Genomic DNA, 26,524 nt, shown 5'->3' with positions numbered 1-26,524 from the left:
ACTCCCTTCTTTCTCTTTTCTTTGTCAACTCTATTCTTTTTATTTGCAGTTTTTATTGCCAGGATTGTTGTCCCAATAATACTGTTTCAAAAATATAAATAATAGGCTGATAGCCATTATACCGTAAACAATGCAACTAGTAATAGCTACGCCCATAGCTCCAAATCTAGGAATAATTTGAATGTTAAGACTAAATTGAAGTAAAATTCCTATCCCTGAAATTATCATATTATACTTTACTTTTCCCATAGCCGCTAAAATATTTGCTGTTGTATAACGGAGTCCGCAATTAAAAAATGAAGCTATCAACAAAACCCCCATTATCTTCACTACATTTATGTATTCACTTCCATATAAAAGCAAAACAATCGGTTTCGCCAAAACAGTAATTATTAAACATATTGCTCCAACTACACCCGCTGTTATAAGATAAGTCTTTTTGTAATTACTTCGAATCCACGCATTATTATTTTCATTTCTCACAAAATAGGGAGTTACAAATATTCCGATCGCCGTACTTAATAAAGAGACACTACCTGGGATTGTATAAGCAACTTTATATTCTGCAATTATTTCTGGGGCACAATACCTTCCCAAAAGAAAGGTATCATTTAACATAAAAATTGCCCACAATCCATTTGTTATCATATATTGTAACGAATATCGAGTAATGGTAGACTTCTCAGATTTTGAAAGTTTTTTCGAAATTAAATCGCTATAATAGTCCTTTTTCGTTAGAATAAAAAAGGAGACTGCTAATACTATGTAAATACAAACCTGGGAAAAAACAACGCCTTTAATTCCAAACCATTTTCCAAATAAAATTTTACTTATGATAGTCACACCGGAGAAACAAAACGAATATAACGCATATCTTTGATTCGAAAACATGGCTCGTTCATTGCACAGCACATTATCTATTATATATTGAAATGGTACAGCTATTATTAATATACAAAGCAGCCAGATATAGTTTTGATATGCGGCTGGATGCGGATAAAATCCACTGAATATTAAAAGACATAGTATTAAAATAACATTCCAGACAATTCCCTTTTTAACTGCATAATTAAAATAATTATATTTTTCTTGTATCGTTTCTGCTAACACTACATAACGCAATATTGCATTAGAGAGTCCCATTCCCGCAAAAACAAAAGCATAACCATAAATGTTATCCAAATATCCCAAAATACCATATTCTTGCTTGCTCAATACTCTTACCAAAAAAATTGAGCCAAAAAATGAGATTACTTTTGTCATGAATGTACCTGCAAAAATATGTAACAGTCCTTTTTTCCAGATAACATCCCACATTTTTATTATTTTATTCATAAGCTCTTTTTACCTTTATCCTATATACCATCAACATTTTTATACTTTCTTTTCCTTCCTTTTCTGATAAATAGAAATAAGAATTCCTAAAAAAGCTCCAAAGGAAGGTGCAGTTATATATGAACTTGAAAACAGCAGTTGACCTATGCAATATGAAGTAAATATTATATATAAATGCCTGAAATACTTATCTTTAGTTTTTTTACTTTTCGTATTGAGTCAATAAATATAGTGCATAATATTATTAAAGCTATTACTCCAAAATTCCAAATTGAAACATTATTTCTATTTATAATAATGTTCTCAACTGGATAAATATAACCATTTTCCTTCAGAAAACAATTCAAAAACGAACTGGAGCGAATACGATTAAATATCTTAAAAAGTTCAGATTTGATTATCACCGTTATACTCCTCTATTCTAAAATTGGAATGTTCTACTTCTATATTACTCTGTTCAACTTCGATCTCATAAATTCTCCATTTCATATTAATATCCTGCCCTGAAACCAACAAATATTTGTTATTATTATTCCAAAAAATAGTAGTCTTGTATTCTGTAAGCAATTCTTTTTCTATCCTATTTGGTATTTTTATTCTAGATAAAATACGCCATCTTAAGACACAAGATTCCTGTATAGAATAAAAATTTTCATATCGTCTTTCGACAAAATTAAATAAAGTAAAAATGCCGTGAATGCATTTATCATATTTTCTTCGCTGCTTAGATAGGCCTGTAGAATACCCCACTGACAAATGCCAAATACAACAATTCGGCGGCATATTACCTACTTCTACTTCCTCTGGTGGGCCCCATTTTTCTCCTTCTATACTTCTTCTAATAAATAATTTTGTACGGTCTTCCGATAATTTATTAACATAAAACATAATGTATTCATCGTCTTTCTCAACTACAGCCGGTGAAATAAAATCCTCTGTTTCTGATAAAAAAATCAATTTACGTTCGCTAAGACCACCCTTATCATTTACATTTACTCTATAAATCCAGTTTTTTTTATTTTTTCCTTTCAATGATTGACGGTAATAGAGATACAAACTATTATTTATGATTGAAAAACAGGGATCAGATAAATGACAATTCTTTTTGTAATCTGGCAGCACACACGAACCCGCACAGTAATTCCACTTTTCATTTGCATATACATAAATTATCGGGTTTTCATACAAATCAATTCCATAAGGATAGGGTGTTACAACTAAATAATGATGTTTTTTCCAGCAAACGACATCAGGATGTACCGCTTGTTGCGAACCGTCTGGGGTTTTTAGCATGACGATATTATCTAAACCATTTCGCTCCTTTTCATATGACAAAGCCTTTGCCAATGTTGCTGGTACTTTAAGGTTAAAGAACTCATAAAATCCTCTATATAAACACCAGGAAAGGCCTCTGTTTTTTAATAAAAAACTAATTTTTCTTAGCATCATATATAATTTTTTTTGCATCCTCTCTGACATGTAATGCACGAGATGTCCAATAATTATTTTCTAAAAATTTTGAAATATTACGTCTATATTGATAATATAAATTTTCATCTTCTAAAACACCTTTTACTGCATAAGCTAAACTTACTGGATTAAAATCCTTTGCTATGATACCAATATCGTGTTTTTCAACTAATTTTTTAACTTCATAGCAAGGTGTTGCTACGATAGGCAGCCCATACGCGAGATATTCAAAAGTTTTAATTGGCATAGCTAAATTTGTGTAATCACGATTTGACATTGAAATAACACCAACATCTGCTATATGATAAACTGAAGACAATTTATCTTCTGTGGTGTGTCTAATCTCCAGCCATTTATAATTATTAAGCTGAGCATGATTTATCCCCGGCATCTCTAGCTCTTCTTTTCGGCAAACTACTATTAATTTATAAGTATCCGTTAGAGAGTTATTTAATATCCGCATTGCATCAAGTAAACGATTAAATCCATATTCCTCACTTATTCCGCCGACATAAATCACTGTTCGAGATATTCTTTTCTTTTGAGAAATTTCAATTCTTTCACTTGCTGGCATTAAAACACGTTTATCTCTGTATTTAAAATATTTAAGGCAGCTATCTGTTGGAAAATATGTGATAGCTGCAACCTTATTTATAAAATGCTCATCGCGCTTATATAATAATATTAAACCCACTTTTTTTACATAGGAAATAAAAGAATCATTGACTTTAAAAAACTCTTCTTTAAACAAATATCTAAAATCTCTAACAAAATATAATATAGGGATGTTCAATTCATAAATACGTCTCAGAAGTAAAATATCTTCTTTTATTAATAGTGGATAAACGGGACTTTCAACATAGCAGTAGTCTGGCTGATTGTTATCAAGCCATTGGTTCACCCTTTTAATATTAGACAAGCGTTTTTTTTGATTTATAAAATCAATAGCTCCTTCCAGTAAAATCACATTATCTTCTATTTTCTTAAATGCCTGATACATTTTAAAAGGACGCACTGAAGATCCCGATGCTATGAACTTAAAATCTATATAAGTAATGTACAGAAGGTTCATGTTATTCTCCTAAAATGAATATTGTTTGAGTTGGTCGGATTTTGAATTAATACCTTTGACAGGAACTATGTCTTTGATTTTGTAGTGCGTTATAATATAAAAAGCAACATATAACTGCAGCAAAAACATAGTACTCTATAAATAAGGAACTGCTTAAATTTAATATGATTGCTGATGGAATCGCAAAAACGCTGAATAAATCTCTATATATCAATATTTTACACCGAAATAACATTCGATACATCCATACAATACACAAAATCATGAATAGCATAGTAAAAAATACACCGAAAGCAACTGACAATTCCAGGAACACATTATGCGCATAAAACCCTCTTCCCCCTCCAATTACCCTATCTTCCCCTATGCCATATCCAAAAGGATTTTTTTTTATAGCATCGAGCATATTATTATATATTGCCAATCTTGAATCGGATGAAAAGTATGAGCCATTAAATATACGCGTTATTGAATATGTTCCAAAATGGTGCAGTGTAAGTAAAATCACATTGTTAAATAGTAACCCTCCCCAGCAGCAAACAGCAAGCATCAAAAAAACTTTAACCTTTCCCTTCATATCAGTATAACTATAGATGCAATATGTTATATAGGCAATAACTGCCAAGGAAGCTCCTCGAGAAGCATACAAAAAATAAATGATAATTGTAATTATAGAAAACAAAACACTTATAAGCCTTTTAGTTTTAAATGCATCTTGAGTAACCACAGACCAAACGACAATAGAGCTATAAGCAAATCTCATATAGTCTACAGTACTACCGTAAGCTGGAGAAAAAGGTACTAACCATGTCTTGATCAAAAAAATATAACCTGAATATCTAATATATTTTAAAATAATCTCTGGTTCAGCAATACAATAAAGAATTATAATCAATGGTATTATATATAATATCAAAAAGCGAAACATTTCTTGCAAATATACAATTTTCTCACTACCAAACAGGAAACTACTATATAATAACAGTAAATATCCATTCACAAAACAAATTACTTTCATATCTATTTTTCGTTTAAAATGAATTACTATAAGTAACGCCCAAATAATAAATTTAATTATAACTATAATATGGCACTTTCTAATTAAAGATATATTTACCCCCCAGTAAGATAATAAGTCAAATATACAACCAAATGTAAAAAACATATACACACTTAAAAATTCAATAACAGATTTAATGTTCTTCTTTCTCTTCATGCGCCCCCCTAAACTATTATGTCAAATCCTATGGATTTCCCCCATTTTTTTATGTATTTTTTATAAGTCGATTGTGGATAGAGGTTATCTATATATTGAAGTAATTTAATATGCAGAATATGATATTTTCTGTTTGCAATTTTTTTTGATGAGGTACTTAAATATGAGAGATCATAAGCACTACAATAATCGTCATCATAATAAGGCAATATATTAGTTAAAGTTTTAAGCCCCTCCTTTAATAATTTGTCAGCTTTTTGAGATTTTCCAAGGATTGAATAATCCCACAGCCCAATCAAACAAAACATAAAACCATTTAAGGTAAGACTAGGACTAACGGTAGGATACTCTTCATAAAAAATATTGCCATTAAAACTCCTTTTTAACCCTCCCGCACTAATTGAAATATCTAAAGATTGTATAGCTAACTCCATACTTTCTAGGTAAGAATTATCATTATCAATTAAATAGGCACGTGATAAAAGTGAAAGAGCTTGTCCCTGAGCCATAGCACTTCCCCATGGATTTATAAATTCGTTTTGAGTTGGAACATGGAAATAATGATTATGATAATACCAAATACCTGTTGAACGTTCCTGATTATTTAATAACCATTGACATACTCTATTAAATTCGTCTTTGTACTTATCTTTGTTTGTAAGCTTATATAGCTGAAATGCAATTAAACCTTGTTGGATTATCGTCACAATATTATAGTAATATCTGTTTTGAGCATCTTTTTCCAGTAAAATCCCATTGCTATATTGTTTATTTCTTTTGGTATATTGCCTATATTGCCTGCTATTTTTATGTAATAAAGTTGGATAATCCATTTTCTCATAATTACCATTCTCGGAAATATGCAGATCATTGGGGCAAATATATCTTCCATGGGTATATAAAAAACATGTTAAAAAGTAGCTCGCTTTAGGATATATACGATCTGTATGGTAATACAAAAAATCTAACAATTGCTTAAATTTCTTTTTTATATTCATAATTTTCCCTTATAACATCCCTATAAATATCTAATATTTTTTTCGATACTATAATATTTGAAAACTTTCTTTTTATATCTTCGGATATATTACTAGAAATAAATTTATAATTGTCCAGATAGCAATTTTCTATAACCTCCTCTACATTATAAGGATCAACAAAGACTCCATTAATACCATTATTTATATACTCTTCAGCACCCCCGCATCTAGTTGTAATCACAGGCACACCCGCTGCCAATGCTTCTATCATAGCTACACCGAATGTTTCGCTGCGGGACAACAGAATAAATGTTCCTGATTTTTTTAGAGCTTCAGCAATTTCTTCTCTACCCCTTAAGCCCATTAAAAAAATATTATCTTGAACATTATGAGAACTGATTAAGCTCTCTAATTTCTCTCTTTCGCTACCTTCGCCAAATATATATAATTGAATGTCTGAAAACTTATTTATTAATTTAATAAAAGTGACAACTAATAAATCCATTTGCTTTAATTCAATTAAATTTCCGACCGAAATAAAGATATTTTTTTGATGCGTATCCCTTTCAGAGTAATTAAAAGAATCTAAATTTACAAGATTGGGAATACTCACTGCACTGATATGAAAATCTTCAAATATAACTTTACATAGTGATTCACTAACTGCCAAAACTTTGTCTGCTTTCTTGTATGCATAAAAAAGCATTTTCTTTTCAAATTTATTCAAATTTCTACAATGTACTTTAGAAGAATGTTCTGTAATAATAAAGGGAATCCTCTTACTCTGAATGCTTTTTGCACATATATATGATATTTCTGGAAAATGACTATGTATTATTTCTGGATAGCCATACTTTATATAAATTTTTTTTAATATATATTTCATTCCATATATATATAAAGGATACACCACTTTTTGCGGCCTAGAGCCGAATGGTATGTTTACCAGTTCGACATCTACACCATCTGCTACAAAGTGTTTTTGTTTGTAATCTCTTCTATGAATAAAAAGTCGCAAATCCAACGCAATATAAACCACTTTATTTCCACATTTTGCCAATGCTTTTGCTTGATCATATTCAAAAATGCCATTTGTCTTATATTTAGGAGTTGGGTATCCTCTACCAATAATAAGTATATACATAACTGTCGCCTTAATCCCATTTTCAAATTATTTATTTCATCTCCAGAGATTCATACAGTGTAATTAATTTTTTCTCTTCTCGTTCCCAATTGAAAAAATTTTTTATAAGTTTTCTTCCATTCTCCCCCTTTTTTTTTGCAAGCGCAGGATTACCATTGAGAAACAAAATCGCATCTTTGATTTCCACAGGTGACTCTGGATCAACACAAATTCCAAAATCATATTTCGCATTTAACCTCTTAGCATAACAGGTATCAGATATAATCACAGGAAGCCCCATCGCCATATACTCAAAAATTTTTGTGGGAAATGTATCTATATTATAATACTGACCTTTATCTAACAGTGTACTCACACCGATATTACATCTCTTATATAAATCAAAAACCTTTTCTCTACTTAAATATCCATAATCTATTACATACTTGTATTCGGGCATACTTTGAATTTTCTCTTTAAATTCTTTGGAAGAATAATTTCCCGCAATTGAAAGTTTACAGTTTGCCAATCCCGCCGCTTTAATTAAATGATATATTCCCCGTTCATACGTCAGGCTCCCTACGTGGCACATCATTTTTTCTTCTCTGTTGCTCTCTTTATATCGGTAATAAAATTCTTCTAACTTAGGTGCATTTGAAATAAAAATGGTTTGAGCTGCAATTTTTTCAAAATAATTCTTCCCATTTAAAGTACACGGTGTCAAAACAGCTGTAATGTATTTCAAATAATGCTTCTCCATTTTTTGATAAAATTTGCTTGCCAATTTTCTCAAAAAAGAGGGTATATATTTTTTTTCCTGTAATTGGAGCGCATAAAATTCATGACTGTCAAATATAACCTTGGCACCTGTTTGTGTTAACTGTTTAGAAAATCGTAATAATTCCGGATCATGTATACAATAAATATCAGCTTTGCACTTTAAAGCCATTTCAACAACAACCTTCGTTGCAAAAAGCATTCTATTTATGCGATTCATATGTTCTATACCACTTGAAAGAATTAGAACGCCTTGACAAAGCTCATCCTGAAACTCATCATTAACTATTAGTGTAACTTGATATCCCGCTTTACTTAATGAAACACATTCCTTCTGAAAAATCCGCACATCATATCGCTGATGCACACTCGTCATATGACATACTTTTACCTTACATATGTTTTTTGATGTTTCCCTGTTCATCTACTTCACCCACTATTTTCGCCGGCACCCCAGCAACTAATGTATACTCCGGTACATCTTTGGTAACAACCGCCCCGGCCGCTACCATTGCGTACTCACCAATCACAATTCCACATACAATTGTAGCATTTGCTCCAATGCTGGCACCTTTCTTGACTAAAGTTTTTTTATACATTTCAGCACCTTTGGGAAATTCAGCACGTGGTGTGAGATCGTTTGTAAAAACACAAGAGGGTCCGCAAAATACTCCCTCCTCCAGCTCAACCCCCTCATAAACAGAGACATTGTTTTGTATCTTAACATTATCTCCTATTTTAACGTTATTCGAAATGTTGACATTCTGGCCCAATACACAGTTTTCTCCTATGATGGCGCCTTTCTGTACATGGCTAAAATGCCATATTTTTGTTCCTTTTCCTATTGTGACATCATCATCAACATAACTGCTTTCATGGACAAAATATGGTTTCTCCATTAAAACTCCCCCTCCATATCTAGACTCGAAAAGTTATCGAGCGGCAAATGAACAGAGCAGCCATCCTTTTGACTTTTATATATTGCCAATACTAATTCCAATGCATCTTTTCCTGCGTAAGCATCCACATAAGGCTTTCGATCAGTCTGAACGGCATCTATCATATCGGCAAAAAGACTCGTATGCCCGTTCCCGTAAACATTACTAGTTTCTTCTACTAACCCTTTATTTTTTGTATCAATTTCCGTTTCATCGGCAAAATCCCAAACATCTATGTTATTTGTAGAAGTCCCCCCGATTTTCACCGTTCCTTTTTCGCCAAAAATATAGAGCGTTTCTTCTAAATTTTTAGGGTATACATTAGTTGTTCCTTCTATTGTCGCAATCGCTCCATTTTTAAATTTGACGACAGCCATCCCGACATCTTCCGCCTCCAAGTAATGATGAAACTGTTGTCGGGTAGCTCCATAAACCTCCTCGACTTCTCCACCAAATGTCCAACGAAGTAAATCGATTCCATGAATGCACTGATTCATTAACGCTCCACCGTCCTGTGCCCAAGTTCCTCTCCACGGTGCCTGCGTATAATAGTTTTTATTTCTGTTCCATCTCACATGAATCGAACCGTGCGATAAAGCCCCAAAGCGTCCTGCCTCCAAAGCTCTGCGCATTTCCTGAACTGCAATATTAAAGCGGTTCTGATGACATGCACATACTTTTACTCTTCTTTCCTCTGAAAGACGGATAATCTCATTTGCATCTTCCATGCTCATAGCCATCGGTTTTTCAATAATCACATGAACTCCGTGTTCAATACAATATAATGCTATCTCTGCATGGATACCGCTTTCTGTTGCTATACTAACTAATTCAGGACAGGTTTTTTCCAACATTTCTTTATAGTCTATATATTTTTCAATCAAAGAATTGTTCTCAAGGCTATGTTTTTTAAGCAAGCCATCCATGTGTTCCGGTACAATATCGCAAACAGCTACAATCTCTAATTTATTGTTAACAGCTGCTGTAATATGATTTGTGGCAATTCTGCCACATCCAATCAACGCATATTTCATAATAATCTCCTAATAACTTTATAAAACTTCTATGTTTTCTCTTGCTTGAATATTTTTCATCACATTTTTTGTATCAAAAATCGCCTTAGCATTAGCTTGCACCATTGCATAATCAACACTGCTATGTGCTGTCGTTATCATAACTAAATCATAGCCTGCAATAATTTCTGGTGAAATTTTCTCAAGTCCCTTTACGACTTTTCCATTTTCTTTATACTCTGCCACCCACGGATCATAAAAATCTACCTGGGCCTGTTCTTTTTTCAACTCCTCGATTACATGAATTGCCGGGCTCTCGCGATAATCGTCAATATCCTGTTTGTATGCTACACCAAGGACAAGGACTTTCGCATTCTTTAAAGATTTTTCGTGACTATTTAAAATTTTTCCGGCCCTCTCAACACAATATTCCGGCATCCTATCATTAATCATCATAGAGCTTTCAATCATAGATGTGTGAAAACCAAATTCTCTTGCTTTCCAAGATAAATAATAGGGATCCAAAGGAATACAATGCCCGCCGAGACCTGGCCCTGGATAAAATGGCTGAAACCCATAGGGTTTTGTTTTTGCTGCGTCTATTACCTCCCACATACTGATTCCCATTTTATTACACAGCATGGTTAGCTCATTTACCAAACCGATGTTAATATTTCGATATGTATTCTCAAGAATTTTTTCCATTTCTGCCACTGCCGGAGAAGAGGCCTCATATACGTCACCTTCTAAAACAGCCCGATACATAGTTGCAATTACTTCTGTTGCATCTTTTCCGATTGCACCAATTACCTTTGGAGTATTCTTTGTTTTGTAAATCAAGTTGCCTGGATCAACCCGTTCCGGAGAAAACCCCAAATAGAAATCAGTCCCACATCTTAAACCGGAACCGTTCTCAATGATTGGCTTTATTAATTCTTCCGTTGTCCCGGGATATGTCGTAGACTCTAAAACCACCATGGTTTCTTTCTTTAAATATTTCGCTATCTCTTCTGTGGACTTTCTGACATAACTGATATCAGGCTGTTGATGCTTGTCCAGCGGCGTAGGCACACAAATTGCAATAAAATCAACGTCTCGAACAAAAGAAAAATCCGTCGTTGCAGAAAGCATTCCTGATTTAACTAATTTTGTTAAATCGCTGTCCACCACATCACCTATATAATTATGTCCCTCATTTACCATCTGTACCTTTTCTTTTTGGACATCGAAACCGATAGTTTTAAATCCCGCTTTTGCTTTTTCCACTGCTAAAGGAAGTCCTACGTAGCCAAGGCCAACTACTCCTACCACAATTGTTTTTTCTTCGATTTTTTTTAGCAAATCATTCTTCATTTCCTTTTTTCTCCTTAAAATAAGGCGGCAAAATCTGCCGCCAACTTTTTATATGTAAATTTTTTTAGTGCTGCCTCTCTGCCATTTCTACCTATGGAATTTCTAACCTCTATACTCATGCCTTTTATTTCAAGTACAGATTGTGCAATTCTTCTTTCATCTCCAGAATTAATTGCAATTCCACATTTGTATTGCTCAATAGGTGATTCTGGTGTTGTAATCGCGCAGATAATCGGCTTTTCCCCCATCATGGAGTCAAAAATCTTATTCATACAGATTCCAAACCGATATAAAGGTGAATCTTTTGCACCTATGTAGATACAGTCAAAAAATTTGAGCAATTCCGGAACGGATTTTTTAGGAACTGGCGGCAAAAAAAACAAATTATCAATCTTTTCTTCTTGCTTTCGTAAACACAATCTCTCCTTTTCCACTCCATTTCCTACGAGTACAAAAACGACTGATGAATCTTCTATTTGCTTTGCTGCGTCTAACAATGTATCAAGTGCATTTGAAATGGCATGACCACCAAAATAGCCAACAATAAATTTACCTTCAGCCCGTTTTTCTGCTAAAAAATTTTTATGCTTTTCTGGCAATTTTTCTGCGTTGCTCCACTCCGCTTCAACAATCCCATTAGAGATATACATAAATTTATCAGGTCTCATTCCGTGATTTACCATATATTCTTTTGCAAATGGCAAAAGCGAAACCACCTTATCTGAATAACGGTATGCTGAATCCTCGGCTTTCTGCATCAGAACAACAAATGGATTTTTCCGTGACATACCACCAACTTCATATAAAGTCGCTGGCCACATATCATGCACCTCATGAATCAACTTCGCACCCGCCTTTTTCGCAATTTTCTGAGCAGCATAAGTATCCAGCGGATATGTCGAAGATGCAATCACCACATCCGGCTTCCATTCCATTGCAATTTTCCCGGCATTCAGCCACAGCTTCCCCACAAACCGGAACATGGTAAAGGCTCTTCTTGCGCCGTTTCCTTTATAATCGCCTGTTTTCAGCCAGTAATAATCAATACCGTCTATCGTTTCTTTCTGAAAATCTTTGTTTATTTTTCGGTTCTTCACTCGAAGATGGGAATAATCTCCCGCCACAATTCTGACATGGTACCCAATTTTCACCCATTCTCTGGCCAAGTAATAAGGTCGAAATTCCATTCCCATTTCGGGACTTCCTGCATAATGGTTTATTAATAAGATATTCATTTGTTTTCTTTCCTGCAATTTATTTGAGCACTGCTTCCAGAGTCCTAATTAAGATTAGTCCTTCCTGGCAGAGGGAGAATTCCCTTATTCCTTCCAAATTCCACCGCATCTTCCCCGGCAGCACCCTCCCCACATACACCCGATCAGCCTCATCCCCGCTCACGCCGTTAAGCAGCCGATCCTCATCCTTAAACTCAATACTTGCCTCCGAGGTCACCCCTGCAGGCAGCAGCAGCGTCGCATACATTTCCTTCGTATACTGCTTCACATACTTCGCCACCTCCGGCCGGGTTCCGACGAAAGTCATCTCGCCCTTCCAAATATTGATGAGCTGCGGCAGTTCGTCCAAGCGGCAGCCGCGAAGCTTTCTTCCCACCTTCGTAATCCGGGAGTCTCCTCCCACCGTCACCAGACTGCCTATCTTGTCGGCATTCTGCACCATAGTCCGGAACTTATAGATCCGAAAGATGCGGCCGTACTGCGTCACCCGCTCCTGCCGGTAGAATATCGGCCCTTCGGAATCCGTCTTAATCCAGATTGTCAGAAATAAAAAAACGGGTGCCAAAAGCACCAGCATTATAGATGACATAACAAAATCAAAGGTTCGTTTCATTAGAAGGCCGAACCGGTGTTTCCTGAGGAGCTCGTAATAGGGCCTGACTTCTTTCGTACGCATAAAATCCGGAAGCTTTTCCCAACTGCAAAGCATGTTATCTGCCCTCCAGCATACTCGTATTTGAACCCAAAGACGTTTCCAGCGCCCTGTAGCAGTTTATAAATGTCTCCGCCACATATTCCACCTGCTCATCCGTCAGACAGGTATGAAGCGGCAGCGTAATCTCATTCTCAAACTGCTTATACGCATTGGGATAATCCTTCATATCAAATCCCATCTTTATGTATGCCGTGTGCATCGGCAGCGGCTTATAGTGTACATTGGCCGCGACTCCGGCCTCGGCCATATCGATAATAAGCTGATTTCGAAACGCCAAATCCTTCCCCCTAAGACGCACCAGGCACAGATGACGGCTGGAGTGAAATTCGTTCCCACCCGGCTTTTTCTCATCATGAACCATTTCATGGCAAACTGACCCGCCGTTCTTTGCCTTACCGTGCTCTGTCCCATCGCACGTTATTCCATCATGAATCAGGAACTCCACCGGAATTTCCTTCAAACGCTCCTGATACCGCTCCACAATGACTCTCCTGCGTTCCAGAATTCCCGGATACCGCTTGAGCTGTGCCAGACCGATCCCGGCCATGATATCCGTCATGTTGCATTTGTAAGCCGGCATCACGATATCGTATTCCCAGGCCCCCAGCTTCGTCTTCGCCAGGGCGTCTTTATTCTGTCCGTGGAGCGACAGCAGCATGAACTGGCTGTAAATCCAGTCGTTGTCGATTCCCGGAATTTCCCTCCAGGTCAGGGCGCCGCCCTCCGCCGTCGTCAGGTTTTTCACCGCATGGAAGGAAAAACTGGTGAAATCCGCCACCTCACCGCACGCTTTTCCGTTTCTCGTCGCTCCGAATGCATGGGCGGCATCGTCCAGAATGATGACGCGGCCAATTTTTTCCTGTATTTCATTGGCCGGATGAAATAACGATTTTTTCTTTTCCACAATTTTAAAAATCCGGTCATAATCGCACATGACTCCTCCGATATCGACCGGAATAATTACTTTTGTCTTCTCTGTGATTGCCTCTTCCAGTTTGTCATAATCCATTTCATAGGAATCCGTCGCCGTATCTACTAAGACCAGCTTTGCACCTGCATGGCAGACAATGCTTGCGCTGGCCGTGTAGGTGTAAGCGCTTGTGATGACCTCATCTCCCGGCCCAATGCCGAGAAAATGGAGAGCCAGTTCCGCGCAGGCCGTCGCCGAATTCAGGCATACCGCTCTTGGAACATGGACAAATGATGCTATCTGTTTTTCAAATTCCTTAGTCTTGGGCCCCGTCGTGATCCAACCGGATTTTAATGCCTCCACAACCTCCTGGATTTCCTGTTCCGTAATATCAGGCGGTGAAAATGGAACCTTTAACATAAGCGACATCCTCCTTTTCTTTTTCTACAACAAAAAAAGGACCTCTTCAGTCCTTCTCTATCTTTATTCCCAACATTGCAGTTTGACGCTCACCTCGTATAGTGAGTTCTATAAGAGCATACCGCTTTCTCAAATTCAGCCGTATGATCTTTTCTTTGAAATACTCCAATGGGCCTTCCAGCCCTATTACTTCGCCGGAACCGTCTAACTTTAATTTTGTCAGAGGAACCAGGTGGTCTTTCTTTTTATCACTGTTTTCACAAAGCAGCCGGAGAAAATCCACTTCTTCCTTCTCCAGCGGTATAAAGGTTCCATGGCTGTCGCCTAAAAGCTTTGTAAATTCCGGTATCCGCTTCAATTGGTAGAAGAGCATTTCGGATTTATCCCGAATTGCTTCCGAACTGGACACCCTTCCTTCTTTCAATTCTAAAAAAACATAGGCTGGAAATAACGTTTCCGTCACTTCCAGCCACTTTCCTCCCAGCCGTTTTAAAAGCTGACGCTTTAAAAAAAAGCAATCTTTATAGAGTGAAGCCGGCAGCATTTTGTGTATAACCTCAACCAGCTCCTGTTCTTTTCCTGTCGTTGTCTGTATTACATACCACATGACCCCTGACTCCTGCCCCGCTTGCGTCGGGCTCGGGGATGGTTTTTTAAGAGACCGGAGATAGAAGCCGACAGAACTGTAAAATCTGTGTGAAACAGCTCTCATTCAGGCCCTAAAAATTAATTTGGGTATGCTTCGCCATTTCCACAGCAAATGCATGCTCTGAACCTATCTATCTCCTTATGTCCTTACCTCACCTTCATATGCCCCACTAGCTTTATGAACGCTGCGTAATTTTGTCTGTACTACATTTTTTATTTTAACTTTCCAGATTCTTCGATTCCGATTCTCCGCTCAGGACTTCTTCAAAATGTCAATCCCTGCCCAGATGTCCTTTTCCTCTGCATTCAGCCGCAGATTTAAAATTACAATTCTCTTATGCAGATCAATTTTCCGAATCAGAGACTCTCTTCCTGCCAGAGGACCCTCGATTACCCGAATCATCCCATCCCGCATAATTCCACGGGACAGTCCCATATGATGGTGTTCTCCGCACAAGAGACGAATCATCGCTTCTTCGTCCGGCCGAACCGGTAGAAGGAGTCCATTCCCTTCCAGCACATCTACAATTTCCCGGTATTGCTTAAGTTCCATGGACAGTTGTTCAGGATCGCTGCTTTGTAAGAATACATAATTCGGAAACATCCGATACGTATCTACATGCCATGCCCCCAGATATTTCTTCATTCTTTCGTAAGAAAACTGGAACGCATCCTCAAGCGCCCGTCCCGATAAATGCTGCTTGCAGGAACGGATCAAAGTATCTTCCTGACCAGCCTTACAGTATAAAACGTACCAGCCCAACGAATACTCCCCTTTCTGCTTACAACATAATAGGTATTATGTTGTCGGACAGGGCAGAATGAGATATAATATGTAGTTTTTTTCAGACACAATTATAGCTTTAATTTCTTTTTATTAAGATTTTTGTAAAGATTTCCGGTTGAAAGCCCATAAAACATGTGGTAAGATTGTTACAGCCATCAAGATAATGTATACCGGTACAACATAATACCTATTATGTTGTACTCTTTTATTTTCCTCAAATTTCCTTACCTCCCCATTCTTTTTCCCACTCTTTTTCAGCGTTCTATTTCTCTTCCTTCCTAATTTTACCTCAACTTTGCAAACCCGTCAGAGTACAAGCCCTAATTTTTCCAATTGTTTCAGACACTCATTACCAGACGAAGCCGTGTAGATACGGGTTGTTTCGATGCTGCTATGTCCCATGAGATCTGCCAGCTTGACAACATCTTTTTTTAGCTCGTAGAATGTTCTGGCAAAAAGATGGCGGAGGTTATGGGGGAAAATTTTCTGTCCTTCCACCTTTGCCTTCCCGCCCAGTTTCTTCATTTCTCTCCAAACATTGCTTCGATCCAAGGCTTTGCCACTTCTGGTGATAAAGATTTCCCCCTTTTTGAGATGCATTTTTCTGGCATACCAAAGAAGACGCTTCCTGAGTTTGCCAGGAATAAGGACAAATCTGTTTTTTCCTTTATTAAGAATCTGAAATTTCCCCTTTTCCACCGACTCCACAGTTACGAATTTTAATTCGCTGATACGAAGGCCCAGACTGCATAAAGTCTGTAACAGCATGGCCAGCCGTTCGTTTCCGTTCTTTCTGGCTGCATCGACAAGGCGTCGGTATTCTTCCTTTCTAAGCTCTTTCTTATCTTCGTAAAATATCTGTCGCTGAACTTTGACCAGTTTTACCCTGCAATCCTGATATCCCAAAAAATTCAAAAAGCAATTTACGGCAGTGAGCATTGAATTAACGCTTCTCACATGATAACGCTCCAACAGCCAGTTTTTAAAACTTACCGTATTTTCTTTCGTCAGCCTGCTGTTATATTTTTCCGATAAAAAGCAATAAAACTGCTGGATATCATGGCAGTATTTCGAGACTGTGGCAGCTGCTTTTTCTTCCGATATAAGGAAGCTGCAAAATTGCGAAATTTGTTCTTTCTGAAAATTCTTATCTTTAGCCATTAGCCGTTCTCCTATTTTGTTTTTCTACTGTTCTTACTGTTTTGTTTCTATCCTTACCATTATAAAAAAAGACTTTTACCCTGAAAAGTGTTTTTTCGGGTAAAAGTCTTTTTTCTGTAGCAGTTTAATCATAAATAAGGTTTTCTGTTAAGGATAATAACACCGCCTGGACGGTTGAGAGTTAAGATGATGAGGACTGCCCAGGGAGGAGTAGAAAAACTTTCCAATTGGGATACGGAAGCCCGCTGTCTTACAGGGGCGTCCTTGAACCTCAACTAAATCATTTTACAACCTTCAAAGTCGAACAGTCTCTCTCAATATTATCGATCTTCTCCCTATCCAGTCTCAGTCCGAAGCCGAACGGATTGACCACGATTCCGTCCACCTTCCTCACCAGCTTTTTCAAATCGCGGAACTTCACAACGACCGGCTGGTATTTCTGTTTCTTGTCGAATTTTCCGAACTCGATGAGATCGGTGAATACGGGATAGAACTTAAGGCCCTTATTATCGGCGATCATCGGATAAACACGCTCATTCACATCCTCTGCCGGAATCAGGAACTTTGCATTGTATAACTCGGAACACATCAGGTCCTGCATCGGTTTTACCGCTCTTTTTCTGGAAAGCTCCTGATAGAACTGGGCTGCGGCACGCATCAGGGACGGATTAATCACCATGTCCGCGTTCTCTTCCGGTTTCGCTACAATGCTGAATAACGACATTGCAAGGGATTCCTGGCCCTTGTCTACCATAATGGCCTCAAAGCCGCTGCGGTACAGATCGTTAAAAAATCCGATTCTCTGGGCCGGTCTGATCTCAAGGCTCTTCACCTCGTATCCTTCCCACTTTAATTCCTTTACAAATTCATCTGCAAATGCTTTGCTGGAAAAGATATATGCTGCCGGCTTCTCATTCTCTGCCCCCATGAAAAAGTTGTTGGTAGCTCTGGCTGCAACCGCAAACAGGGCCTCTCCCGTCTTAATTACTTCCAGAATTTCTCCGAAAACTGCTTTATCTTCATTCTCAAGATAGGATTTAATCAGTTCGTTTATGGTTTTCATTCTTTTCCTCCATCTGTATGCATCAAAAGTTATTGTACTATTCTAACACAGACAGGGGCAACAATCAATCAACTCTCTGAAAAGGAAAATTTTTTCATCCCTCCAATCGTATAAATCGATCCAAATTCGTACATCATTCATTTATAAGAATTCGGTGGAAAATATCCCTTACAATAAATTCCGCCGAGACAATTAATGAAAGATGCGGAGGTAAAGTACATGCCTGTATACAAAGTGGAAATCTGCGGAGTCAACACTTCCAAACTGCCGCTTCTCAGCAACGATGAGAAGGAAGCGTTGTTTAAACGGATTCTTGATGGGGATATGGATGCCAGAGAACAATACATTAAGGGAAATTTGCGTCTTGTCTTAAGCGTCATCCAGCGTTTTTCAAACAGCAGTGAAAATGTGGACGATCTTTTTCAGATCGGCTGCATCGGACTGATAAAAGCGATAGATAATTTTGATATAACACAGAATGTGCGGTTCTCCACCTATGCAGTCCCGATGATCCTCGGAGAAGTCAAACGTTACCTGAGAGATAATAATTCAATCCGTGTCAGCCGCTCCCTGCGCGATACCGCCTACAAGGCGATTTATGCCCGGGAAGGACTGATGAAAAAGAACCTGAAGGAACCGACCATCTGTGAAATCGCGGATGAAATCGGAGTCAGCAAGGAAAGCATCACCTATGCCCTGGACGCAATCCAGAGCCCGGTCAGCCTCTACGAACCGGTCTACACCGACGGCGGGGATCCCCTCTATGTCATGGATCAGCTCAGTGATAAAAAATGTTCCGAGGAGCACTGGATCGAGGACATCTCCTTAAACGAAGCAATGAAACGCCTCCCGGAACGCGAGCGCCATATCATCGACATGCGTTTCTTCGAGGGCAAAACCCAAACCGAGGTAGCCGAAGAAATCCACATCAGCCAGGCCCAGGTCAGCCGTCTTGAAAAAAGCGCCTTAAAAAGCATGCGCAACTACCTGAGCTGATTCCCGGAAAGACGGTTCCCCGGTTCTCCAAAAGCGGGCCATCCGGGCCGCCATGAACATTTTAAATACACAGTGCCCTGCCCTGATAAAGAAAGACATTAAGAAGAACTGATTTCTCCAAATCAATCCTCTTTCTTCATCAGACAAGGCACTATTATCTTTCCCTAAAAACTTTAACACATTTCCTAAAAACATTTAACACATCTCCAAGCGTTTCCTCCTTCGGGAAGGCTGCAGCCCTCCATCCCGGCCTCCTGTCCGGAAGTTCTCTCCTCCCCTTTTCCCTTCCCCCTCAGTTGACACATTTCTTCACATATTCTATACTTGATGATAAGATCTTAAAGCAGTCCGTGTTCCCACTAGACAGGAACATCCGCTGCGCGTTTCCCGGAAGGCGCTCATTTCCTGTGAAAAGCCGAAGGGAAACCAACCGTACCTATCACCTCACCGAAAAAATACTTAAGGAGTTACCACTATGAACCCAACCACACCGTCACGTTCCTCTTACTGGGACATCGTAAAGGGACTTGGTATTATTGCAATTGTCCTGGGGCACAGCTGTTACTTTGCCGTAGGCTTTGTCTATCTGTTCCATCTGGCCCTGTTTTTCTTTGTCTCGGGCTATCTGTACAGCGAAAAAAAATACGGGGATGCTCCCTTTGCCTTCTTTGGCAACCGATTTGCAGGGACATGGCCCCGTTATGTTTTTTATACGTCCTGTTTCGTCCTGCTCCACAATTTCTTTGTGACGCGGGGGCTCTATTCCGGCCAGGAGCTTTATAACCATACGAAAATGCTGGCTCAGATTTGTACGAATATCTCCTTTACAGGCTCCGAACCGGCCCAGGGAGCGCTCTGGTTCATTCCGGCCTGGCTGGCCGCATCCGGCCTGTTCGGCGCCGCCGTATGGTTCGGCCGGACTTTCTCCCGTAGGATTGGCAAACCCGGGCTTAAGGTATGGCTGATTGGCTTTGCCTGCGCCTCCATCGGCGCCGCCGGTGTGTTCCTGAATATGAGGAAAGTGGGGATTGCCTACAACCTCCATGCATCCCTGGTTGTGGTCCCGATCTACTTTTTTGCTTACCTGCTGCGGCTTCACTGTCCCGATTTTAAGAAATTCACCACCTGGTACGGCTGCGTCATCAGCGCCGCCGCCCTGTACTTTATCAATGCAAAGATGGGCATCTATATTCTTTTAGACGGAATGGTGATTCCCGGGGCCTGGTTTTACGTCATTTCCCTGATTGGAATCTATTTCTGTCTGTCCCTCGGAACTCTGATGGAACGGTTTAAGGCCGCCTCCCGTTTTCTTTCGTTCCTGGGACGATATTCTTTTGAAATTATGGCGGTTCATTTCGCCGTCTTTAAACTGGTGGACTACTTATATGCGAAGCTCTGGCTCCGGTCGGTACCCGAAAATCTGGCCGGGTTCCCCACCGGTTTTTCCCATGAGCTGTGGCCGGTCTACCTGATAGCCGGAACCCTGATTCCCGCATTCATCGGCTGGATTTCTACTCGTATTTCACGATTTCTTTTTTCAGCCGCTTCATAATCTTTTTCTCGAGCCTGGAGATGTAGGACTGGGATATGCCCAGAAGGTCTGCGACTTCCTTCTGCGTCATCTCATCCTCATTCTCCGTTCCCAGGCCAAAACGCAGTTCTACGATTTTCTGTTCTCTCGGCCCCAGACGGCTGATTGCCGTACTGAGCAGGTTCTTTTCTATCTCATCTTCCAAATCCCGGTAAATGACGTCCTCGTCGGTTCCCAGAATATCGGAAAGCAAAAGTTCATTTCCGTCCCAGTCCACATTGAGCGGTTCGTCAATGGAGACTTCCATCTTTGTTTTGTTGTTGCGTCTTAAATACATCAGTATTTCATTTTCAATACACCGGGAGGCGTAGGTGGCAAGCTTGATATTTTTATCTATGTTAAAGGTGTTGATTGCCTTGATCAGTCCGATGGAGCCGATGGAAATCAGGTCCTCCACACCGACGCTGGTGTTGTCAAACTTCTTCGCTATGTAGACTACCAGACGCAGGTTGTGCTCGATCAGCTTCGACTTTGCCTGGGCATCCTTCTCCGTTCCCAGCTCCTTTAACACCTCTGCCTCTTCCCTGCTGTTTAAGGGCGCCGGAAGAATATCCGCACCGCCGATATAATGGACTTCCCCCTCTTTCTGAAGAAAAACCGATTTAAACGACGGAACCATCTTAAGACGGAATTGATTCGGGATTGCTAATTTTATAACCATAATTTCTTTCCTCCTAAATAACCATATCTGTAACCATCAGGGCCTTCTTCTTTACCTTTCCACAAAACAGCGCGTTCCGCTTTGCCGGGTACACCGCCTCCTGAACGGTTATCATTATTTTCATTACAGCTTTCCATCATACTGCGGCCTTATCAAAGCCACAGCTTTTCATTCAGCAAAATCTGGTAAGAACCATTCTGTGACAGTTTTTCTTCCGAGATTGCAATATACGGTTTCTCTATTACTTTCTTCTGACCTTCTTGTTCTATCTCCATCCTGTCGGCCCGGACCGCCGGTAAAATGCCGCTGTCCTTCCCGACCGAGCGGAAAGGGACGAACAGAACCGCATTCACGGTGCCGAACAGCTCCCCGCAGCTTTCCGCTGAAATGACGCTGACCGGGCTTCCCGTATAGGGTTCCGTCAGGCGGTTCCCCGTGTCCAGAAAACCGGTAAAACCGGCCTTCCTGCCCTGATATTCAATCAGGACGCTGTAGAGATGGCCGCTGTCCGCCGCACTCTTTGACACAGTCCTCCACAGGTACAGCGTTAAAAAGATACTGAATCCCGCTGCCGCCGCATAGAGATAGATAGAACCAAAGAAGCCTCCGGCACGGAACAGCTCCATCAGGCCTGCCGTCATAACCGCCGCCAGATACAGGCCCGCCACGGCTTTTATAAGCGCGTGCAGGTCTTTGATTCTGAATGCCAGGGCCGCCATCAGGGCGCTGGCCGCGAAGTATGTAACAATTGACTGGAGAAAAAAAACAGGAAAGGGAAAAATGGTCACAGCCAGCGCGTAAAAAGCTCCTGCCATGCTGGCCAGAAATATTCCTCCCTTTCGTGTCTCCAGCTTCATCACCTTTTTTACTACTGTGAGAAGCAAAAAATCGATTGTAAAATTATTGGCTAACACCACATCCGCGTAAACGTTGTATGTCACCGGAAATTCTCTCACCTCTCTGTCTGACAGTAGGATACAGTTCAGTCCTGCGGCAGAATAACGCCGGGCTTTGACATAAAAGCAATACCGCCCGAAAGGGCATACCGGGCCTGAACTGTTACGACAGTAGTCATTATAAATTCCCGGGCTTGTGTTTTTTGTCAAATACGGAAAGTTAATTCCTGTTTTTGATCGTCATATTTCGAAACAAAATGCGGACACCGCGATTGGCTTTTCCATGACGGGAATCGTTCCTGATTTTCCCTCTGCTTCCTCTGGCTGTGGGAGGCCGATCCCCTGTGCCCCGGCCGGTGAAACCAGCCGTAAGGGTAAAATAATGGCCGGCCACCTGTATTTTAAGTCCGGGCGGCCGGCCGTGTCGTTCTTATTTTGTTGGTTTACGATTGAAAATGTCGAAAAATCAATTCCGATTTGGACAGCAGTGCGTAAGATACCGCCGCTGTTTTCATCATCCAAAACAGCCGCAATGCTTACGCACTGCGGCTAATATCATCCTATATGTCATTTTATATAAAAAGTACGGAAAACAGGCTGCTCTCTGTTTCATGTCCGTGTCTAATCCCTGTTTCTGATTACTTTTTATTCTTCAGAAAATCCGGGATATTGATCTGTGTCTCTCTCTGCATCGGGCGGTATGGCTGCACCGGTGTGGATGGCTGTACCGGAACCTTCGGCTGCTGTGGCTGCTGAGAAACTGCGGCGGAAGGAGCCCGGTAGGTCGGTGTCTTATAGGCAGGCGCAGATGTAGCCGCCGTCTCTCTGCCTGCTCCCTGAGGTGCAAACGTTGGAGCCGGTTTTGCCTTGAATGGGGTGGTGAATTCCGTCATTGCCTTTGCTACAGGCGTATTGACGCCGTGGGCATCCAGTCCTGTTGCAATAACCGTGATTGTCGCTTCATCCTGTGCATTCTCATCAAACATGGCGCCGAAGATGATGTTGGCATCGTCTCCCGCCAGTTCCTGTACATAAGTTGCGGCGTCATTGGCCTCGATCAGGCTGATGTCACCGGAAATATTAATAATAACGTGGCTTGCGCCTTCGATGGTTGTCTCTAACAGAGGGCTGGCAACGGCCTGTTTAACAGCTTCAATGGCCTTATCGTCTCCCTTGGCATGTCCGATGCCGATATGAGCGATGCCCTTGTCTATCATAACGGTCTGTACGTCCGCGAAGTCCAGATTGATAAGTCCCGGTACATTGATGAGATCCGTAATGCCCTGTACGGCCTGCTGAAGCACTTCATCGGCCTTCTTGAGAGCATCCGGCATGGTTGTGCGGCGGTCTACAATCTCAAGGAGTTTATCGTTAGGAATTACAATCAGAGTGTCCACATTGGCTTTTAATTTCTCAATGCCTGCAAGTGCGTTGCCCATACGTGTCTTGGCTTCAAAGCGGAATGGCTTCGTCACAACGCCTACGGTCAGAATGCCCATATCCTTGGCAATTCTTGCGATAACCGGCGCCGCACCCGTTCCGGTGCCGCCTCCCATACCACAGGTTACGAATACCATGTCGGCGCCTTTCAGTGCCTGTGCAAGCTCTTCCTGGCTCTCCTCTGCGGCTTTCTCACCGATCTCAGGTTTCGCCCCGGCTCCCAGTCCCTTAGTCAGCTTCTCACCGATCTGCATGGCTGAAGCGGCCTTGCAAAACTGCAGCGCCTGCTTGTCCGTATTAATTCCAATAAATTCCACACCTGCTATATTCTCTTCTATCATGCGGTTAACCGCATTGTTTCCGGCTCCGCCGACACCTATAACGATGATTCTGGCAGAATTCTCCGATTCATTTATCTTAATCTCTAACAAGATAGTTCCTCCTTCACTTATCCATCTGATCTTGTTTATCTTTATAATTATTATTCATTCTGGATTGTCTAAATCTGGTCTATCTAATACTATATTTGATTTTCGGTAAAAAATCAACTGTGAATTTCATAAAAACATTACTTATTTTGTTTTTTTACTCAGCAGTTCCGCTATGGTGTGTTTCACGGGGGATTTTAAGGCCTTCCTTTATTCATCCTGCTCAAAGCGGTATGATGGATTGGAGTTCGTTTCATCATAAGTATCAAGATATAATGTACCGGAAAGCTCTGTATAGGTGTTTAAGATATCCCTGAGTTCGGAAATCTTACCGTTTATCTGGGCATTGCCGCCCAGCTCCACCTTCAGGTTGTCCACGGTCAGCGTGGCCTCTTTCTGGCTGTTGAAATCGATCCTGTCCGCTTTGATGTCATACATCTCAAGCACCTGGGTCAGATTCAGTATCTCGTCGAAGATCCTCACATCCTCCACCGGCAGAGGTTTGTGCAGGACAATATGGCCGAATCTGAGGCCGGTAATCATCGGAATGCCCGCCAGCTTTTCGTTGGTGCTCTCCACGATGATACCGTCCTTGTCAAAATACATCAGGCTGTTCATATAGGAAACGTAGCCGACCACACTTTTTTCATAGGTGATGATTTCCACATTGACAGGACTTCTGAATACTATTTTATAGTCTTCCACAAAAGGAATTGACTTATGTGGGCGGAAACGATACTGATAGTAGCAGTAAACGGGATTTCTGCTTAATTTTGTATCGAAAAGCATCGATTCAATCTGTTCCTGCGTATATCTCTCGTTACCGCTGACTTTCACCGTTTTAATCCGGACAGAGAGAAGGACGGCAAGCAACAGCAGCACAGCCAGAAAAATCCCTGCAATTACCAGTTTTTTTCTGTTTTTGTTTACTCTTCTCAACTGTGCACCTCCTGTTTACTTCCCGCCCGGCGGTTCTATCGTATTTCACTCTGCGAATCAGGATCACAGATATCGTTCAGCGTCCGGCCGGTTCCTCCACATAGCGGATGCAGGCTCCCATCCCGGATAAATCACGGCAGATATCCTCATATCCCCGCATAATGTATTCACAGCTGCCGACGATTGTCGTTCCTTCCGCCATCATGCCTGCGGCTACAAGGGCCGCGCCGCCGCGCAGATCTTTCGCCTCGACACGGGCTCCCTTTAAACGGGTGTGCCCAACAATCCTGGCGATATCTTCCTCGACAATAATCTCAGCTCCCAGTTTTTCAAGCTCCACTGCTGTTTTGAACCGGTTTTCGAAGATTTTTTCTTCTATGATACTGGTTCCTTCCGCCCTGCTCATCACAGCCATCATAATAGACTGAAGATCGGTCGGAAATCCCGGATAGGGATCGGTCTTTATGGACGCTGCCTGCAGTCTTTCCGAAGCTTTCAGATAAATAAGCCCATCCTCCGCATAAATCAGGGCGCCCATCCTTTTCAATACCGTGGTGACCGTCAGAAGTCCCGCGCTTTCGGTACCGGTCAGGAGAAGCTCCCCGCCGGCTCCGGCCGCCGCCAGAAGATAAGTTCCTCCGGCAATCCTGTCGCCGCATACGGTAAATCTGGAATCATGGAGAGGCAGACCGCCTTCGATTACGAGCACATCGCTCCCGGCTCCCCGGATGGAAGCCCCCATGTTATTCATGAAACGGCACAGCTCCGTAATCTCAGGCTCTTTCGCACAGCCCTTTAATACGGTCTTTCCCGAAGCCGCCACCGCCGCAAAAATTGCATTTTCCGTGGCTCCGACGCTTGGAAACGGGAAATCCACCACCGTTCCCCGAAGGTGGGGCACGTTTGCCCGGAGCGGCTCATTCCCCTCCCCTTCCTCTATCAGAACTCCCATTTTTTCAAGGGCCATCAGATGAAGATCAATGGGCCTCTTCCCTATCATACAGCCGCCCGGATAATACACTTCCGCCTCTTTACATCTTCCCAGAAGAGCGCCAAGCAGCATGATGGAGGAACGCATCTTCTCCATCTCTTCCTTGGGAATGGAAAAACGGGACAGCCCTGCCGCATTGATCGTGAGGCTGTGTCCGTCCAGGACGCAGCTGCATCCCAGAGAATCAAGTATCCCCATCATACAGAACACATCCTGTATTCTGGGGACATTATCAATGACCGTTATTCCCTTGTTCAAAACCGCTCCCGCCATCATCGGCAGAACCGCGTTCTTTGAACCCTGCACTATAATTTCACCTTTAATCGGGCACAGCCCCTGGACCTCTATCGCAGACAAGAAAAACCC

General features: G+C 40.9%; 25 protein-coding genes. 2 read left to right on the top strand and 23 right to left on the bottom strand.

Annotation, left to right across the window (positions count from 1 at the left end; all coding sequences use genetic code 11):
- Positions 1-39 precede the first annotated feature (39 nt).
- From V3C10_09470 to V3C10_09390, 17 genes are all read right to left on the bottom strand, one after another.
- Positions 40-1,335: an oligosaccharide flippase family protein gene (locus tag V3C10_09470; GenBank protein ID WVP64015.1), complete on the bottom strand. Its 1,296-nt coding sequence runs from the start codon at positions 1,333-1,335 to the stop codon at positions 40-42.
- 387 nt (positions 1,336-1,722) lie between these two features.
- A complete protein-coding gene (locus V3C10_09465; protein ID WVP64014.1) occupies positions 1,723-2,802 on the bottom strand; it encodes a hypothetical protein in 1,080 nt (359 codons plus the stop codon).
- Positions 2,765-3,877 (bottom strand): glycosyltransferase, encoded by a 1,113-nt coding sequence (locus V3C10_09460; protein ID WVP64013.1) that lies wholly within the window; start codon positions 3,875-3,877, stop codon positions 2,765-2,767. Before V3C10_09460 ends, V3C10_09465 begins: the two co-directional genes overlap by 38 nt.
- A 46-nt stretch (positions 3,878-3,923) precedes the next feature.
- Positions 3,924-5,093, bottom strand: a complete 1,170-nt coding sequence (locus V3C10_09455; protein WVP64012.1) for an O-antigen ligase family protein — start codon at positions 5,091-5,093, stop codon at positions 3,924-3,926.
- A gap of 8 nt (positions 5,094-5,101) precedes the next feature.
- The gene (locus V3C10_09450; protein WVP64011.1) at positions 5,102-6,091 is read right to left on the bottom strand and encodes a D-glucuronyl C5-epimerase family protein; all 990 of its coding nucleotides are present in this window, start codon (positions 6,089-6,091) and stop codon (positions 5,102-5,104) included.
- Positions 6,069-7,217, bottom strand: a complete 1,149-nt coding sequence (locus tag V3C10_09445) for a glycosyltransferase (GenBank protein ID WVP64010.1) — start codon at positions 7,215-7,217, stop codon at positions 6,069-6,071. The genes V3C10_09450 and V3C10_09445 overlap by 23 nt, the downstream gene beginning before the upstream one ends.
- A gap of 31 nt (positions 7,218-7,248) precedes the next feature.
- Positions 7,249-8,397 (bottom strand): glycosyltransferase, encoded by a 1,149-nt coding sequence (locus tag V3C10_09440; GenBank protein WVP64009.1) that lies wholly within the window; start codon positions 8,395-8,397, stop codon positions 7,249-7,251.
- Entirely contained in the window at positions 8,366-8,872 is a 507-nt protein-coding gene (locus V3C10_09435) for an acyltransferase (protein ID WVP64008.1), read from the bottom strand. Before V3C10_09435 ends, V3C10_09440 begins: the two co-directional genes overlap by 32 nt.
- Positions 8,872-9,945: a Gfo/Idh/MocA family oxidoreductase gene (locus V3C10_09430; protein ID WVP64007.1), complete on the bottom strand. Its 1,074-nt coding sequence runs from the start codon at positions 9,943-9,945 to the stop codon at positions 8,872-8,874. The genes V3C10_09435 and V3C10_09430 overlap by 1 nt, the downstream gene beginning before the upstream one ends.
- A gap of 18 nt (positions 9,946-9,963) precedes the next feature.
- On the bottom strand, positions 9,964-11,277 hold the full coding sequence (locus V3C10_09425; GenBank protein ID WVP64006.1) for a nucleotide sugar dehydrogenase: 1,314 nt from the start codon (positions 11,275-11,277) through the stop codon (positions 9,964-9,966).
- Between the two features lie 14 nt (positions 11,278-11,291).
- Positions 11,292-12,512: a glycosyltransferase family 4 protein gene (locus V3C10_09420; GenBank protein ID WVP64005.1), complete on the bottom strand. Its 1,221-nt coding sequence runs from the start codon at positions 12,510-12,512 to the stop codon at positions 11,292-11,294.
- A gap of 19 nt (positions 12,513-12,531) precedes the next feature.
- Positions 12,532-13,221, bottom strand: a complete 690-nt coding sequence (locus tag V3C10_09415; GenBank protein WVP64004.1) for a sugar transferase — start codon at positions 13,219-13,221, stop codon at positions 12,532-12,534.
- 1 nt (position 13,222) lies between these two features.
- Positions 13,223-14,557: a DegT/DnrJ/EryC1/StrS family aminotransferase gene (locus V3C10_09410; protein ID WVP64003.1), complete on the bottom strand. Its 1,335-nt coding sequence runs from the start codon at positions 14,555-14,557 to the stop codon at positions 13,223-13,225.
- 46 nt (positions 14,558-14,603) lie between these two features.
- Complete coding sequence (locus V3C10_09405) at positions 14,604-15,164, bottom strand: transcription termination/antitermination NusG family protein (GenBank protein ID WVP64002.1); 561 nt, start codon at positions 15,162-15,164, stop codon at positions 14,604-14,606.
- 294 nt (positions 15,165-15,458) lie between these two features.
- On the bottom strand, positions 15,459-15,968 hold the full coding sequence (locus V3C10_09400) for a transcription termination/antitermination NusG family protein (protein ID WVP64001.1): 510 nt from the start codon (positions 15,966-15,968) through the stop codon (positions 15,459-15,461).
- A gap of 330 nt (positions 15,969-16,298) precedes the next feature.
- Entirely contained in the window at positions 16,299-17,153 is an 855-nt protein-coding gene (locus tag V3C10_09395; protein ID WVP64000.1) for a tyrosine-type recombinase/integrase, read from the bottom strand.
- A gap of 280 nt (positions 17,154-17,433) precedes the next feature.
- Entirely contained in the window at positions 17,434-18,216 is a 783-nt protein-coding gene (locus V3C10_09390; protein ID WVP63999.1) for an SseB family protein, read from the bottom strand.
- 219 nt (positions 18,217-18,435) lie between these two features.
- On the opposite strand from V3C10_09390, the gene sigG reads away from it, so the two are divergent.
- Complete coding sequence (gene sigG, locus V3C10_09385) at positions 18,436-19,212, top strand: RNA polymerase sporulation sigma factor SigG (protein WVP63998.1); 777 nt, start codon at positions 18,436-18,438, stop codon at positions 19,210-19,212.
- A gap of 475 nt (positions 19,213-19,687) precedes the next feature.
- Positions 19,688-20,764: an acyltransferase family protein gene (locus tag V3C10_09380; GenBank protein ID WVP63997.1), complete on the top strand. Its 1,077-nt coding sequence runs from the start codon at positions 19,688-19,690 to the stop codon at positions 20,762-20,764.
- Here the strand turns inward: V3C10_09380 and sigE are convergent.
- The 6 genes from sigE to murA all read right to left on the bottom strand — a co-directional run bounded on the left by sigE (position 20,724) and on the right by murA (position 26,515).
- The gene (gene sigE / locus V3C10_09375; GenBank protein ID WVP63996.1) at positions 20,724-21,464 is read right to left on the bottom strand and encodes an RNA polymerase sporulation sigma factor SigE; all 741 of its coding nucleotides are present in this window, start codon (positions 21,462-21,464) and stop codon (positions 20,724-20,726) included. The genes V3C10_09380 and sigE overlap by 41 nt on opposite strands.
- The gene (locus tag V3C10_09370) at positions 21,455-21,604 is read right to left on the bottom strand and encodes a hypothetical protein (GenBank protein WVP63995.1); all 150 of its coding nucleotides are present in this window, start codon (positions 21,602-21,604) and stop codon (positions 21,455-21,457) included. The genes sigE and V3C10_09370 overlap by 10 nt, the downstream gene beginning before the upstream one ends.
- A gap of 12 nt (positions 21,605-21,616) precedes the next feature.
- Complete coding sequence (locus V3C10_09365; GenBank protein WVP63994.1) at positions 21,617-22,405, bottom strand: sigma-E processing peptidase SpoIIGA; 789 nt, start codon at positions 22,403-22,405, stop codon at positions 21,617-21,619.
- Positions 22,406-22,998: 593 nt separating this feature from the next.
- Complete coding sequence (ftsZ, locus tag V3C10_09360) at positions 22,999-24,231, bottom strand: cell division protein FtsZ (GenBank protein ID WVP63993.1); 1,233 nt, start codon at positions 24,229-24,231, stop codon at positions 22,999-23,001.
- A gap of 207 nt (positions 24,232-24,438) precedes the next feature.
- Positions 24,439-25,167: a cell division protein FtsQ gene (locus tag V3C10_09355; protein WVP63992.1), complete on the bottom strand. Its 729-nt coding sequence runs from the start codon at positions 25,165-25,167 to the stop codon at positions 24,439-24,441.
- A 76-nt stretch (positions 25,168-25,243) separates the two neighbouring features.
- On the bottom strand, positions 25,244-26,515 hold the full coding sequence (murA, locus tag V3C10_09350) for a UDP-N-acetylglucosamine 1-carboxyvinyltransferase (protein WVP63991.1): 1,272 nt from the start codon (positions 26,513-26,515) through the stop codon (positions 25,244-25,246).
- Positions 26,516-26,524 lie beyond the last annotated feature (9 nt).

This window comes from [Clostridium] symbiosum (assembly GCA_036419695.1).
Classification (GTDB): Bacteria; Bacillota; Clostridia; order Lachnospirales; family Lachnospiraceae; genus Otoolea; species Otoolea symbiosa_A.
Note: the sequence above shows the minus strand (reverse complement) of the source record. Positions and strands in the feature narration are given on the sequence as shown.